Source organism: Marinomonas polaris DSM 16579 (assembly GCF_900129155.1).
GTDB classification, from domain to species: Bacteria; Pseudomonadota; Gammaproteobacteria; order Pseudomonadales; family Marinomonadaceae; genus Marinomonas; species Marinomonas polaris.
In genome coordinates, this window is record NZ_FQVF01000010.1 from 67,918 (window position 1) to 82,366 (window position 14,449).

The window sequence follows — 14,449 nt, forward strand, 5'->3', positions numbered from 1 at the left end:
TAGGGAAGGTGCGAATAAGTCTACTAAGCCTCAGTCTTTCAGAGAAATCGTCAAATAAGGCGCGACTCTGAAGGAATGTAGGTACCTTTCAAAGAGTCGCAACGACAAGTGGCGTTTTCTCTGAAAGACCCGCAGGGCATGTCCTAAAAGCCTGTATTCTTTGTTGAGTACCTCGAAAATAGAACCATTATTCACATTCGCTACTCGCCTCGAATAACAGGCTTTTATCCACATGCTGAGACAAGAGGACTTGTTCGCACCTTCCCTAGATAATGGCTGAGCGGATAACTTGTTTGGTATTTTAGTGATGGACGCTATGTGTTTGTCCTATAATGCCAATAAATGACCCTGTCGAGAGAAGTTGAATGACACACTTAAGCGTTAATCTGAATAAAATTGGCTTGCTTCGAAATTCTCGTGGAAGAGATTATCCAAATTTGATTGATATGGCGGAGCGTACGCTGGAACTGGGCGCGTTTGGTATTACCATTCACCCAAGACCAGATCAGCGTCATGCGACCTATCAAGATGCCTACGATTTGAAGACGCTATTAAAACGTTTTCCAGGTGCTGAATTAAACGTTGAAGGTTTTCCTGATGCGCAGTTTTTGGACGTTGTTTTAGAAGTAGAACCTGATCAATGTACGCTGGTACCTGATGATCCAAATCAGCTAACATCTGATCACGGTTGGAATATCGCTCGTGACCAAGATGCATTGCGTCCAGTCATTGCTAAACTCAAAGCCAAAGGTATACGCGTTGTATTATTCATGGACCCAGAAGCTGAAAATATGGCGTTAGCTAAAGAGGTTGGTGCTGACCGTGTAGAACTTTACACTGAAGCCTATGCTAATTCGTTTGGAAAAGACGGATTTACTGAGGTTCTTGAGACTTATCAGCACGCTGCACAAGCCGCATTAGACGCGGGTTTAGAAGTGAACGCTGGACATGATTTGGATCTGAATAATGTTCAAGCTTTGTGTGAACAAGGTCGAATTATGGAAGTATCGATTGGTCATGCTTTGACGGTTGAAGCTTTGGATCTAGGCTGGAATAACGTTGTAAAAGCCTATCTTGAAAAATTGGCTTGAGAAATAGGTGACTAAACTAGAGACTCGAGCATGCAAAGCGCAAAAAGAACACGCTGTGATAATTGCCACTTTTTAACAGAACAGTGTGTTTGTCATTGGATACCTGTGCTTTCTACGCGATTAAAGATCTTGATTTTGCAAGATCCTAAAGAAGCGCAACATGCCAAAAACACTGTGTCATTATTGTCTTTAGGTTTGTCGTCAGTGGAATGTATTTCGATAGCAAATCACGATGTGCTGGCGAGTGCTTTGAGGCAAAAAGATCCAGCTAAATGGCGTTTGGTATTTCCATCGGATTCTGCTGTCGCTATCGAATCGATAGATGCAGACTCGACTGCTGAGGTTGAAGGCTTAATTTTAATTGATGCAACTTGGCGGAAGGCGAAGAAATTCTATTTCATAGAACCCTTACTATATGCTTTTAAAGCGGTTTGTTTTTCACAGGCGCCAGTTGGGCAGTACAGTATTCGAAAGTCACCAGGTATTGAGTCATTATCAACCTTAGAAGCGTGTGCCTATGCAATAGAACAAGTTACTGGCGAAAATATGCAGCCATTAAGAGAGTTTATGGTTGTGGCGCAAGAATGGCAGTGGCGTAAGCAGCCTTTAAGTCATCGACACCTTGAGTAATCGTTAACGAATTATAAGAAGACAAAGAGATTTGAAATTATTATGAATAAACAAACTGAAATTGAAGCCGCCGTGTTGCGTCGCCTTTTGAAACACCTTGACGATAATAAGTCCGTGCAAAATATTGATCTGATGAACTTAGCTGGTTTTTGTCGTAACTGTTTGAGTAAGTGGTATATGGCCGAGGCAGAGCAGCAAGGCGTGAAAGTAGACTACGATGAAGCACGCGAATTTGTCTATGGCGAACCTTATGACACTTGGAAAGCCAAGTATCAACCAGAAGCCACAGCCGAGCAGTTGGCCGCTTTTAATGCAAAGCCTAAGTCTGACAAGTAACTTTGCAGTGAAAAAACGATTTAATTCGTTTTTTTCCTATCTAAGAAGCACCAAACGTATTGTTTGTGTGCTTCTTATCATGTGCTTTGTGCCGCATTGGTGGTTGTATGCTGATGTGTCAGATAAATATCGAAAGTTAGCGAAACAAGCTGGCGTAGTCTATGGCGCGGGTGCAGAAAAGCGTATTTTAGCTTGGCGAAAGCTGATTGATGATTCTCGATCTTTACCTATTGTTGATCAGCTTGCTCAAGTGAATAACTTTTTTAACCAGATGGATTTTGTCGACGACATGACCTTGTGGGGGAAAGAAGACTATTGGGCAACACCCATTGAATTTTTAGGCATGCAAGCTGGAGACTGTGAAGACTTTACCATAGCCAAATACTTCACTCTCAGAGAGCTTGGTGTGCCAGATGAAAAGCTACGACTTGTCTATGTAAAGGCGTTAAAGCTTAATCAGCATCATATGGTATTGGCGTATTATCATAAACCAACGTCCGTCCCTGTCTTGCTTGATAATCTTGATAAAGAATTAAAACCCGCGTCAAAGCGCAATGATCTCTTGCCTATTTATTCGTTCAACGCAGAGAATTTGTGGCTTTCAAAAGAAAAAGGGCGCGGTGTATTGGTAGGTGGCTCATCTAGATTGAGCTTGTGGACAGATTTAAATAATCGTTTTAATACGATGACAAACTAGGAGAACTTGGATGACGCTGTTCCGCCAATTAATGATGACGATTATTGCCATATTCTCATTGATGCTAGCTGTTGTGATGGGCATTAATTTTAACACTACGAAAGGCTATTTGATCGGGCAATTGGAATCCACCACCCAAGACTCAGCAACATCCTTGAGTATGTCGGTATCCGATTTCATGGCGTTAGAAGACTATGCATCAGTGGAAAGTAGCATTAACGCTGTATTCGATAGCGGCTATTTTTCAGAAGTGCGCATTCATGTTTACGATACAGATAAAAATATTACCCGTTCCAATGAAACAAAAATAGACGGTGTACCAACCTGGTTTATTCAGCTAATTGATTTCAAGGTGCCAGTGGCCAAAGCGGTTATTTCAAATGGCTGGAGTGAGTTAGGGCAAGTTTATATTACGGGTAGTGCCGGGTATGGCTACAATCAGCTTTGGCTCGCTTCACGGGATTTATTAGTGTCCTTTTTTGTGATTGGTGCAATCACTCTGGTTATTGGCAGTTTTGCGTTACGTTATTTATTTCGACCTTTGGCTGAGCTTGAAAAACAAGCGGAAGCGATTCAGCAACGTCGTTTTATTAAAACCATTGCAGTGCCTAAAACACGAGAGCTAAAGTCTGTTGTTTTATCTATGAATCGAATGGCAGAGAAACTAGAAAAAGAGTTCGCTTCTGAAGTCGAAACGGCTCAATGGCTGCAAGCCAAAGCGTTTAAAGATCCCGTTAGTGGATTAGGGAATCGACATTTTTTTGAAAGCCAGATGAAGTCACATTTTGCTGAAAGAGAGCGTGGTATTGATGGTCTGGTTCTGATTAGTTTGGCGGATTTGGGTAAGTTAAATAATGAGCGTGGTTATGAATCAGCGGATATGTTTATTCAGTCTGCGGCCGATATTTTAACCAAAAAAGTGTCAACACTTTCTTCTTTCTCAACCTTAGCGCGTTTATCTGGCGCGGACTTTGTTTTGCTTATCCCTAATTTTGATCAAAGTCAGCTTATCAAAGTAGTTGATGAAATTTTGGCAGAGCTAATGGAGTTGAATACGGCTAGCATTAGTTATTCTGCTGCGGTGGCCAATATTGGTGCAGTGACCATTGATGGATCGGTAGAGCGTTCAAGTGCCATGTCTCAAGCAGATGCGGCTCTGCGTGAGGCAAAACGAGAAGGTAGCAATACGAGTAAAGTGTTTGACCTTAATATGGGCCAAGATATGGCCATTAGTAAAACTGCTTGGAAAGAAATATTAGAATCAGCAATACGGCATAAATCTTTCAAACTTAAAAAACAAAAAATTACAACTTTGGATGAAACGCCAATTATTCTTCATGAAGAAGTCTTTATGGGCTTGGAGCATGCTGGGAAAGAGTATCATGCGGGGTATTTTATTGGTTTGGCTGAACTGTTTGATTTAGGTAGTCAAATAGACCAAGTCATTATTGGGCGAGTGATCGAACACATTAAATCGAGGCAGCTTACTGTTCCATTAACCGTAAATTTGTCAGCCTCTTCTTACGCTAAACCTGCTTTTATTACGTGGTTAGATAAAACATTGAGTAACCTTAATGCAGACGTAAAAAGTAAATTGATGTTTGAGATTTCGGAGCAGAGTGTTCTGGTTGAAGAGGCACAGGCGAATGAGTTGGCTCAGATGCTAAAAACACAGCGAGTGCAATTTGGGATTGATAATGTGGGCAAGCAGTTTTCTGCCTTTCAATATTTACAAACTTTGATGCCGGATTATGTCAAAGTAGATTCTTCTTATACCCGAATGGCTGCAGGCAAAGAGTCTGAGTCTTTCTTCATGCACACTTTGTGTAAGATGTTTAATAGCTTAAACATTGAAGTGATTGCGACGGGGGTTGAAAGCGAAAAACAATGGATAGCATTGAAACGTTTTGATGTATCGGGCGGTCAAGGATTTCTAATCGGTCGTGCACAAGATATGTAGATCGATGTCGCTATCTTGTTTCCTTAAAAATGAAGATACTTTAGATTAAAGCGTCTTCATCGTCTCCTTCGGCAATACCACTATCTGTCATTAAGCTTTCGTCGCTACTACTGTGTACGCCACGAACCCATTTTCTACCGAGTAATTTTTTCTGTGCCGCTAGGGGCAATTCAGTAAATTGTATTAAGCGTTTTTCAGTTAGAAGGTCTACCAAATCTTCAAGTATTCGCATCATTTCACCGTCAGAACTAGCGAGTATTTCTTGGGTGCTAGTGCTTGCTGTAGTGAATTTTTTTTCCAATATGCTAGCAACTGTCGGATCATTTGGTGCTACGAGTAGTTTGTACTCATCTGATTGAGATGTGGCGACATCAATAATTACACCATTCTCATTGACTTTTGCGTATAGCATGTTGATTTCCTTCTGTGTTTCAATTTGTAGTAAGGCATAAGTTCGCTTCACATATTACTTAATAAACACTATTCTAGACCATAATTAATAAGCTATTTGTTTATAAAAAAACAGATTTTCGGTAGTTTTAGGAGAATATAGAGTATGTCTGACTCTGGTCGTTCAGAACAGAACTCTTCGTCACCTTTAGAAAATGATTCGTATGAAGAAAATGAAGTTACAAATGAATCAGACGAAGGGAAGACGGATGCAGAAGTTGAAGATGGTTCTAAAGAAGATATTGATCAGTGGGATACACAAGGTGCTTCGTTAGAATACCCTAATCCTCTGTTAGATTGCTTAGTACTGTTAAGCAAATACTTTCATAATCCTTATACTTCGGATGGTATTGCTTCAGGTTTACCTATTACCGACAATGCAATGACACCAGAACTTTTTCAGCGTGCGGCTAAGCGTATTGGCATTAGTACTCGTTTTGTTAAACGACCTATCGCAAAAATCCCCAACATGGTCATGCCCGCGGTGTTGCTATTAAGGGATCAGCAAGCCTGTATTCTACTTGAATTGGATAAAAAGCAAGGCACCGCAAAAATACTTCGTCCAGAATCTGGTGAGGGGGAAATTACTCTTCCTATCGATAAGCTTGCCGAGTCTTGTACTGGTTATTGCTTCTTTGTTCGTCCTTTGTATCAATTTGATAAACGCTCTGAAAAAAGCGATGAAAAAGAAAGTAAAAAAGGGCATTGGTTCTGGGGAACTATTTCTGGTTCTTGGCGAATTTATCGAGACGTGTTTATTGCGTCTTTATTAATCAATATCTTCGCTGTTGCTAGTCCTCTTTTTGTGATGAACGTCTATGACCGAGTTGTGCCGAACAATGCATTTGATACACTCTGGGTGTTGGCCATCGGCGCTGCTGTCGTGTACTTATTTGATTTTTTATTGCGAACCTTGCGGGCTTATTTCATTGACATAGCTGGCAAAAAATCAGATATCTTGATATCGGCAGCTATCTTTTCCAGAGTAAATAATATCACCATGGCATCAAGGCCTAAGTCTGTTGGGGCTTTCGCCAAAAACCTACAAGAATTTGAAAGTATTCGAGACTTCATTACATCGGCGTCTATCACCACTTTGGTTGATATTCCTTTTATGTTTCTGATTATTGGTGTGATTTGGTTGATTGGTGGTCCTGTTGGCTATATTCCCATTGTAACCATTGCTCTGATCGTCCTTTATAGCATCATCATTCAAATCCCATTACGTCGCTCTATCGAAGAGGGTCAAAAAACGGCATCACAAAAAAATGCGGTTTTGATTGAGAGTTTGTATAACGCGGAAAGTGTGAAGCTCAATAATGCTGAAGGCGTGATGCAGAAACAGTGGGAAAATGCTGTTGGTAACATTGCTGATTGGGGAGTCAAAACTCGTCAGTTGTCACAATCTTCTTCCTCTTTTGCGATGGTAGCTCAGCAGCTAACTACCGTTATTATTGTCATTGTTGGGGTGTATCAAATATCTGAAGGTAATATGAGTATGGGCGCTTTGGTTGCGTCTGTTATGTTGACTGGAAGGGCGCTTGGCCCTATGGCGCAAGTAGCTGGTTTAGCGACACGCTATAACCAAGCAAAATCTGCTTTTACATCTCTAAATGAAATTATGTCTTCGCCAGTTGAAAACCCGGATGATGTCAAGTTTGTTCATCGCCCAGTGTTTAAGGGAGAATTTCAATTTGAAGCAGTTAACTTCGCTTATCCTGATCAAGAACAAGCCGCAGTTAGTGCTATTAATATTAATATTAAGCAAGGCGAAAAAGTCGCTATTATTGGCCGGATCGGCTCTGGTAAGTCGACCCTTGGTAAATTAATGACAGGGCTTTATACACCTGATAGCGGCGCTATAAGAATTGATGGCGTGGATCTGCGCCAAGTAAACCCAACCGATCTACGTCGGAATATTGGTGCAGTTTCGCAAGATGTGAATTTATTCTATGGCTCGATAAAAGATAACATTGTGATGGGCGTTCCTTATATGGAAGACGATGCCATTATTCGTGCGGCAGATCTGTCCGGAGTATCTGAGTTTGCCAATCGTAAACCAAGCGGTTTAGACAGTATTGTTGGTGAACGTGGCGCCTTGTTATCTGGGGGGCAGCGTCAAAGTATTGCTATCGCAAGGGCACTACTTTTTGATCCACCAATTTTGATTTTGGATGAGCCGACAGCTTCGATGGATAACACCACAGAGTCTCGAATGAAGCGTCGCTTAATAGAAGGGGTGAAAGACAAAACCCTTATTTTGATTACACATAAGGCCTCTATGCTAGATATGGTCGATCGAATTATCGTTATGGATAATGGTCGCTTGATTGCTGATGGTCCAAAAGCGCAAGTGCATGAAGCGCTTCGTCAAGGCAAGTTGAAGGTCAGTTAATAATGAGTAATAAAAATTCGATTTCACAAGATGATTTAGAGTATCTGACAGACCGAAATGCGGCCTTGATGTTGAAAACACCACGTGGCGGTAGAATTATCATTTGGGTGATTTTTATTTTCGTGGCAGCGGCATTGGTGTGGGCTAATTATACGGCTTTAGATGAAGTTACTGTGGGCGAAGGGAAAGTTATTCCTTCTAGCCAAGTCCAGCAGATTCAAAACCTTGAAGGTGGTATTTTAAAAGAAATTAATGCCAAAGTAGGTCAAGTGGTCGATAGTGGACAAGTGTTGATGACGATAGAAAATACTGAAGCCTTGTCATCATTGCGTGAGCAGCAAGCCGAATCGATTAATTTAAAAGTTCGAGCGACTCGTTTACAGGCTGAATCTTATGGTCTGGAGCCTAAATTTGATCCGGAAATCATGAAAGATTATCCGTTGGTTGTAAAGCGTGAACTTGATTTATATAACAACAGATTAGAGTCTTTACGGACTAACCAGGTTGGCTTTCAGCAGCAGATTGAGCAAAAGAAACAAGAAATAGTTGAGTTACAGGCAAAACTAGAAAATTTAAAACAGAGTTATGCTTTTTCGAAAGAAGAGCTGGCATTAACTCGACCTGCGTTTGAGCAAGGAGCCGTGTCTAGGGTTGAGTTATTGCAGCTCGAACGCCAAGTCAATCAGTTGCAAGGGGATTTGGAAGCAACTCAGTTAGCGATTCCTCGGGCGCGTTCAGCGCTGAAAGAAGCGCAAAGTAAACTATCCGAAGGTGAAGCGAAATTTAGGGCGGATGCCCAAGAAGACCTAACTGGAGTAAAAAGTAAATTAGATCAGTTACGTGAAAGTAATGTATCCCTTGAAGATAAAGTATCAAGAACACAGGTTCGTTCACCAGTAAAAGGTATCGTGAAACAGATTCAAATTAATACGGTTGGCGGTGTCATCAAGCCCGGTATGAATTTGCTTGAAATTGTACCGTTTGAAGATTCATTGTTGATTGAGGCAAAAGTACGTCCTGAAAATATTGGTTTTATTAAACCTGATTTGAGTGCCGTGGTTAAACTCTCCGCCTATGATTTTGCAATATTTGGTGGTTTGCATGGCATAGTTGAAAACATCAGTGCCGATACTATTCTTGATGAAGAGGGCAATAGCTTTTATTTGGTCAGGGTGAGGACTGATAAAAACTATTTAGGAACAGAGCAAGCCCCATTGCCCGTTATTCCAGGCATGCAAGCGACAGTAGATATAATTACTGGTAAGAAAACCTTATTGGATTATTTGCTTAAGCCAATTTTAAAAGCAAAACAAAATGCGCTTCGTGAACGGTAATTACAAAAAAGTTTTCAAGCTCAATGAACAGTTACAAATGTTAACAATACGTTATTATTTGCTGGTTAGAATGGTTCATCGCACTTAATAGGACGAGACTTATTTTGAAAACTTTGTGTTGGAATACAGATGACGCCGTATGGAAACATTGGAATCAAATAGTCAGTGTGGATTCCTTATTGGTACGAGCAGAGACATTTGAAGAGGTATATCAAACATTAGAAGCGGCATCGTCTAGCTTCACTTACTGCTTTATCTATTTAGAAGATAAATTTTTTTCTAAACAGGTTGAAGAAGTGGTTGCACTTTGTTCAGCCTTTCCAAAGCAAAAAGTTATCGTGTTTCCTAATCAATCAAGTCAAGCTGCCGCTTTAAGACTTTTTTCTGTTGGCGTTAGCGGGCAATGTGCTCCTTATATTGGTAAAGAGCAACTTTCTCTGGTGCTTTCGGTTGTTGACTCCGGTGAAATCTGGGGCGGAAAAGCATTTATTCAACAGCTTATTATGCAATCTACCGCGCCCGCAGAGATTCACAACGATGAACTGGATGACTTGTCTGAACGTGAATTAGATGTTGCTCACAGTGTTTCGAAAGGCTTGTCTAATAAGCAAATCGCACTTGAAATGGGTATTACAGAGCGTACTGTAAAAGCGCATTTGACGTCTATTTTTAAGAAAACCAACACTAAAGACCGCTTGGCTTTAGCTCTGCTTGCACAGACTCGATATGCTGTGCATTAATTTGGTTCTTTATTAGCGCTAGCTTGCACTGCTTCAGTTCTTACCTATTATTCGTGTGTTACTTTTTGGTTAATTACTCTTAAAAGGCTCTATTTAGAGCCTTTTTTGCCTCTAATCTCCGGAAAAATAATGTGTCGAAATGGCGCATATCTTGCATTTTATCTGAATGTGATTTTACGATTTTTAAGAGAATGCACCATGCCTGCGCCCCCTGAAAAAGAATTAACCGTGATGCTTGTTGATAATGAGCCTGCGCGAGCAGCTATTGTAGAACAGGCCATGATTGACAGTGGTTATCGTGTTATTAGACGACTGGAAAATGCCAAAAACCTAACGGAAGCGGTAACGGAATTTCAACCAGATATGGTAATTATTGATATCGAATCTCCTGATCGAGATATGTTGGAAAACATGTCGCGACTCACCAAAGACAATCCTCGTCCCATTGTTATGTTTGCTGAAGAAGATGACTCCAGACATGTAGAAGCAGCTATTCGAGCGGGTGTCAGTGCCTATGTGGTTGATGGTGTTAACAGCGGTAGCGTGAAAGCGTTATTGCAAGTTGCGATTGCCCGGTTTAGAGAATTTCAGGCGCTAAGATCTGAATTGGAATCTGTAAAAAGTCAGCTTGAAGACCGTAAGCTGATAGACAAAGCAAAAGGTTTGATAATGAAACATCAAAAATGTGATGAGCCCGCAGCCTATCAAGCGCTTCGGAAACTAGCGATGGATCGTAGTCAGCGAATGACTGACGTCGCTCGAAATATCATATCTGTGATGGAATTGATGGGAGGTTCAAAATGAACCTGATACAGCCAAATAATATTATTCAAACTAGCGAGTCTGTGCGGATTGGTTTTATTCCATTAATCGATTGTGCGCCTTTTGTGATTGCCCAAGAAAAAGGCTTTTTTATTCAGGAAGGCGTGGATGTGGTGTTATCTAAAGAAGCATCTTGGGCAAGTATCCGCGATAAAGTGGCCTTCAATTTGCTTGATGGTGCACACATGTTGGCGTCTATGCCGATTGCTGCTAGTTTAGGAATTGGCACCATTAAGACACCCATGCAAACCAGCTTTACTGTTAGTCATAATGGTAATGGCATCACTATTGGTAACGCTTTGTACGAAGAGCTACAGCACCATGCTGAATCTTCGGTTGATATTCGAACTGGCGTGGCATTGAAGAGGTTGCTAGATGGCCGAGCAGCTAATGCAGCACCATTGCGTTTTGCGATGGTCTATCCTTACTCATCCCATAACTATCAGTTAAGAGATTGGTTGAGTCGAGCTGGAATTGATTCCGATAAAGATGTGCAAATAGTTGTAGTTCCACCGGTAAAAATGCTTGATAGCTTAAGACAAGGTGATATTGATGGTTATTGCGTAGGTGAGCCTTGGAACAGTCTTGCAGTGGAGCAAGGTATAGGCCACATGTTGGTTACTGGATATGAAATTTGGGGTAGTACACCGGAAAAAGTCTTTGGCGTAAATTCCGTATGGGCTGAACATAACCTAGAAGTATATTTGTCAATTATTCGCGCTTTGGAAAAAGCTTGTTTGTGGGTAGATGAACCAAATAACCAGACTGAATTACTGAGTATCTTAAGTCATCCTGATTATTTGAATTGCACGTTAGAGCAGCTGGTTTATGGTTTTAGTGCGATTAAACCAAAGGGGCAATTTGATTGGCCAATGAAGGCGTATCAGCGTTTTTCTGGTAGCGATATTAATAAACCTTTGCCGAGCTATGCATTATGGATCATGGCGCAAATGTACCGCTGGCAGCAACTGGGTGACATTAAGTCACTGAACGACGTGGCGGAGCAGGTTTATCGTCAGGATCTTTATTACAAAGCATTAGGGTTGACGGAAGAAAAAAACAACACGGATTGGCATTTGTCTGTCGAAGATGAGTCTACTTGGTTGGATTCTGTTGCTTTGGGAAAGATCCGCTTACATCCAAATGGCATTTTAAATGGTTTTGATAAGTAGTTTGTACATGTCTTTTTTTAGTGCGCTATGCATGATAATTGGGCAAATAGATTTATTTGGCCTGCTGAATTATTTTATCTAGACAGCGGATTTAAGATAAAAAACCTATAAATCATAAGGTTAGTTTTATTGGCACGCTGCGTGCTTTGTAAAACACATAGACATAAAGTTTTGAAAAAAATTGGTGGAATTAGCAACGACCGTTAATTATCACCCACATTATTGATAGTCCAATGTAGGATTTTCTTTGAATGGCAAAGGCGCCTGCGAACACATTTTTTTGTGATTCGCATGCGCCTTTTTTTGTTTTTGTACTTTTTAACCCCTTAAGCGGAGTGTGACTATGAACCTAAGATTTTTGAAAACGGTAATTCCCTTGCCGAGATTCGTTAATGCCACTCAAAAAATTAGTTTTTCTATATTGTTGGGCTCTGTGCTTTTATCTGGAGCAGCTCATGCGGAGCTGGGTTATGCAGAAAAAGAAGAGCTTAAATTTGGTTTTATAAAATTGACGGATATGGCGCCATTAGCCATCGCTTACGAGAAAGGTTATTTCGAAGACGAAGGTTTATACGTCACCTTAGAAGCGCAAGCAAACTGGAAAGTTTTGTTAGATCGAGTAATTGACGGCCAGCTAGACGGCGCGCATATGTTAGCGGGTCAACCACTCGGTGCAACTATTGGATACGGTACGAAGGCCCACATAGTGACGGCTTTTAGTATGGATTTGAATGGTAACGGCATTACGGTCTCAAACGATGTTTGGGATGAAATGAAGAAAAACATTCCAAATGGACCAGATGGCAAGCCAGTTCATCCAATCAGCGCGAGTGCATTGAAACCTGTGATCGATGGTTATAAAGCGCAAGGTAAGCCATTCAAAATGGGCATGGTGTTTCCTGTTTCCACTCATAACTACGAGTTGCGTTATTGGCTTGCTGCTGGTGGCATTCATCCGGGTTATTACGCGCCAGCGCGTGGTGATACCAGCGGCCAAATTAATGCCGATGCTTTGTTATCTGTGACGCCACCACCACAAATGCCTGCGACTATGGAGGCAGGAACGATTTCAGGTTACTGCGTTGGCGAACCTTGGAACCAACAAGCTGTGTTTAAAGGTATTGGTGTGCCAGTCATTACGGATTATGAAATTTGGAAAAACAATCCAGAAAAAGTCTTCGGTGTGAGCAGTGATTGGGCGGAAAAATACCCCAATACCCATATTAGAGTCGTAAAGGCCATGATTCGCGCTGCGAAATGGTTGGATGAAAACAACAACGCCAATCGTCCTGAAGCGGTAAAAATACTCGCTCGTAGCCAATATGTTGGGGCAGATTACGATGTCATTGCCAACAGCATGACAGGGACATTTGAGTATGAAAAAGGCGATAAGCGTGAAATCCCCGACTTTAATGTCTTTTTCCGTCATAACGCGACTTACCCATATTACAGCGATGCCATTTGGTATCTCACACAAATGCGCCGTTGGGGGCAAATTGCTGAACCAAAATCCGATGAATGGTTTATGAAAACCGCGAAAGAAGTTTATCGCCCAGATATTTATGCGCAAGCCGCAAACGCTTTGATTGAAGATGGTGTTATGACAGCGTCTGAGTTCCCTGATTTCGCTAAAGAAGATGGCTTTAAACCGCCACAAAGTGACTTTATTGATGGTGTGACTTATGACGGCAAACACCCAAATGATTACTTGAAAAGCTTCAAAATCGGTTTAAAAGGCGACGACCAAATCTAAACCAAACAGGATAAAGCGGCCGCAGTCGTAGTCGCTTTATGAGTCAAATTGAGCGAGAAACAGATGATGATACCAAACGTAACCATGGCTTCTTTAAAAGACAAAATCAGCACCTTTTCTTTTAAAGGGATCTTGCTGCCGGTCTTTGGCATTTTAGTGTTCATCTTGTTGTGGCAGGTGGGAGCGAGTCGTGTTCATACCTCTTTGGGTGAGTTTCCAGGGCCGGTGGTAGTTTATGAGCAATGGAATAGTCTCGTAGCAGAGCATCAGAGAGAGCGTGTAAAAGAAGACAAATTTTATGTTCGTCAAGAAGAGCGTATTGCTGAGCGACAAGCTAAAGATCCTAGCTATGTCGGTACGTTAAGAGATTACACAGGTAAGCCTACTTTTTTTGATCAGATATTTACCAGTTTATATACCGTATTGGCTGGCTTTGGATTGGCCAGCCTAATTGCCATTCCTTTAGGGATTTTAATTGGCTTAAATAGATCGGTTTACAGTGCTTTAAATCCTGTTATTCAAATTTTCAAACCGGTTTCGCCGCTGGCATGGTTGCCCTTAGTTACCATGGTTGTGAGTGCCAGTTACGTGTCTGATGATCCGCTGTTTTCTAAATCCTTCTTAACCTCCATGTTCACTGTGACCTTGTGTTGCATGTGGCCAACGCTAATTAATACAGCAGTTGGTGTGGCGGCAGTAGAAAAAGATCTACTTAATGTTTCAAAAGTATTACGCCTTGGTTGGATGACGCATGTGATGAAAATCGTCATTCCGTCGGCGATTCCTCTGATGTTTACCGGTCTACGCTTGTCGCTCGGTATTGCTTGGATGGTATTGATCGCGGCGGAAATGTTGGCGCAAAACCCAGGGTTAGGGAAGTTTGTTTGGGATGAATTCCAGAATGGTAGCTCGAATTCATTAGGTCGAATCATGGTGGCGGTGTTGATGATTGGTTTCATCGGCTACTTGCTAGACAGAGTCATGCTGACAATTCAGCGTTTTGTTTCTTGGGATAAAACTCAGGTACTACGCTAAATAGACTTTCACTAGAAACAGATTGGATTGGAGA

13 protein-coding genes are annotated in these 14,449 nt (G+C 41.4%); 12 read left to right on the top strand and 1 reads right to left on the bottom strand.

From position 1 onward, the window contains the following. Positions 1-365: 365 nt before the first annotated feature. Genes BUA59_RS12035 through BUA59_RS12055 form a run of 5 tightly spaced genes read left to right on the top strand, consistent with a single transcriptional unit; the run spans position 366 to position 4,714 of the window. Positions 366-1,091, top strand: a complete 726-nt coding sequence (locus tag BUA59_RS12035; protein WP_072839950.1) for a pyridoxine 5'-phosphate synthase — start codon at positions 366-368, stop codon at positions 1,089-1,091. Positions 1,092-1,121: 30 nt separating this feature from the next. Further along, a complete protein-coding gene (locus tag BUA59_RS12040) occupies positions 1,122-1,721 on the top strand; it encodes a tRNA-uridine aminocarboxypropyltransferase (RefSeq protein WP_072839951.1) in 600 nt (199 codons plus the stop codon). 42 nt (positions 1,722-1,763) lie between these two features. Further along, positions 1,764-2,057 carry a DUF1244 domain-containing protein gene (locus BUA59_RS12045; RefSeq protein ID WP_072839952.1) on the top strand — a complete coding sequence of 98 codons (294 nt, stop codon included), beginning with the start codon at positions 1,764-1,766 and terminating at the stop codon, positions 2,055-2,057. A 7-nt stretch (positions 2,058-2,064) separates the two neighbouring features. Further along, a complete protein-coding gene (locus tag BUA59_RS12050; RefSeq protein ID WP_100185747.1) occupies positions 2,065-2,754 on the top strand; it encodes a transglutaminase-like cysteine peptidase in 690 nt (229 codons plus the stop codon). Positions 2,755-2,764: 10 nt separating this feature from the next. Further along, positions 2,765-4,714 (top strand): bifunctional diguanylate cyclase/phosphodiesterase, encoded by a 1,950-nt coding sequence (locus BUA59_RS12055; protein ID WP_072839954.1) that lies wholly within the window; start codon positions 2,765-2,767, stop codon positions 4,712-4,714. A gap of 40 nt (positions 4,715-4,754) precedes the next feature. Here BUA59_RS12055 and BUA59_RS12060 read toward each other — a convergent pair whose 3' ends face one another. Then, a complete protein-coding gene (locus tag BUA59_RS12060; protein WP_072839955.1) occupies positions 4,755-5,126 on the bottom strand; it encodes a hypothetical protein in 372 nt (123 codons plus the stop codon). Between the two features lie 144 nt (positions 5,127-5,270). On the opposite strand from BUA59_RS12060, the gene BUA59_RS12065 reads away from it, so the two are divergent. The 7 genes from BUA59_RS12065 (at position 5,271) to BUA59_RS12095 (ending at position 14,415) form a co-directional block, all read left to right on the top strand. Then, positions 5,271-7,559 carry a type I secretion system permease/ATPase gene (locus BUA59_RS12065; RefSeq protein ID WP_072839956.1) on the top strand — a complete coding sequence of 763 codons (2,289 nt, stop codon included), beginning with the start codon at positions 5,271-5,273 and terminating at the stop codon, positions 7,557-7,559. Between the two features lie 2 nt (positions 7,560-7,561). Continuing rightward, a complete protein-coding gene (locus tag BUA59_RS12070; RefSeq protein WP_072839957.1) occupies positions 7,562-8,893 on the top strand; it encodes an HlyD family type I secretion periplasmic adaptor subunit in 1,332 nt (443 codons plus the stop codon). A 104-nt stretch (positions 8,894-8,997) separates the two neighbouring features. Then, the gene (locus BUA59_RS12075) at positions 8,998-9,633 is read left to right on the top strand and encodes a helix-turn-helix domain-containing protein (RefSeq protein ID WP_072839958.1); all 636 of its coding nucleotides are present in this window, start codon (positions 8,998-9,000) and stop codon (positions 9,631-9,633) included. Between the two features lie 198 nt (positions 9,634-9,831). Beyond that, positions 9,832-10,437: an ANTAR domain-containing response regulator gene (locus BUA59_RS12080; RefSeq protein WP_072839959.1), complete on the top strand. Its 606-nt coding sequence runs from the start codon at positions 9,832-9,834 to the stop codon at positions 10,435-10,437. Next, the gene (locus BUA59_RS12085) at positions 10,434-11,627 is read left to right on the top strand and encodes a CmpA/NrtA family ABC transporter substrate-binding protein (protein ID WP_072839960.1); all 1,194 of its coding nucleotides are present in this window, start codon (positions 10,434-10,436) and stop codon (positions 11,625-11,627) included. The genes BUA59_RS12080 and BUA59_RS12085 overlap by 4 nt, the downstream gene beginning before the upstream one ends. 343 nt (positions 11,628-11,970) lie before the next feature. Then, entirely contained in the window at positions 11,971-13,380 is a 1,410-nt protein-coding gene (locus BUA59_RS12090) for a CmpA/NrtA family ABC transporter substrate-binding protein (RefSeq protein WP_072839961.1), read from the top strand. A 63-nt stretch (positions 13,381-13,443) separates the two neighbouring features. Next, entirely contained in the window at positions 13,444-14,415 is a 972-nt protein-coding gene (locus BUA59_RS12095) for an ABC transporter permease (protein ID WP_100185702.1), read from the top strand. The last annotated feature ends 34 nt before the right edge of the window (positions 14,416-14,449 follow it).

Coding starts and splice junctions, on each gene's coding strand:
- BUA59_RS12095 (WP_100185702.1), top strand. CDS start 13,444: ATGATGATACCAAACGTAACCATGGCTTCTTTAAAAGACAAAATCAGC.
- BUA59_RS12035 (WP_072839950.1), top strand. CDS start 366: ATGACACACTTAAGCGTTAATCTGAATAAAATTGGCTTGCTTCGAAAT.
- BUA59_RS12080 (WP_072839959.1), top strand. CDS start 9,832: ATGCCTGCGCCCCCTGAAAAAGAATTAACCGTGATGCTTGTTGATAAT.
- BUA59_RS12055 (WP_072839954.1), top strand. CDS start 2,765: ATGACGCTGTTCCGCCAATTAATGATGACGATTATTGCCATATTCTCA.
- BUA59_RS12085 (WP_072839960.1), top strand. CDS start 10,434: ATGAACCTGATACAGCCAAATAATATTATTCAAACTAGCGAGTCTGTG.
- BUA59_RS12070 (WP_072839957.1), top strand. CDS start 7,562: ATGAGTAATAAAAATTCGATTTCACAAGATGATTTAGAGTATCTGACA.
- BUA59_RS12065 (WP_072839956.1), top strand. CDS start 5,271: ATGTCTGACTCTGGTCGTTCAGAACAGAACTCTTCGTCACCTTTAGAA.
- BUA59_RS12045 (WP_072839952.1), top strand. CDS start 1,764: ATGAATAAACAAACTGAAATTGAAGCCGCCGTGTTGCGTCGCCTTTTG.
- BUA59_RS12090 (WP_072839961.1), top strand. CDS start 11,971: ATGAACCTAAGATTTTTGAAAACGGTAATTCCCTTGCCGAGATTCGTT.
- BUA59_RS12040 (WP_072839951.1), top strand. CDS start 1,122: ATGCAAAGCGCAAAAAGAACACGCTGTGATAATTGCCACTTTTTAACA.
- BUA59_RS12060 (WP_072839955.1), bottom strand. CDS start 5,126: ATGCTATACGCAAAAGTCAATGAGAATGGTGTAATTATTGATGTCGCC.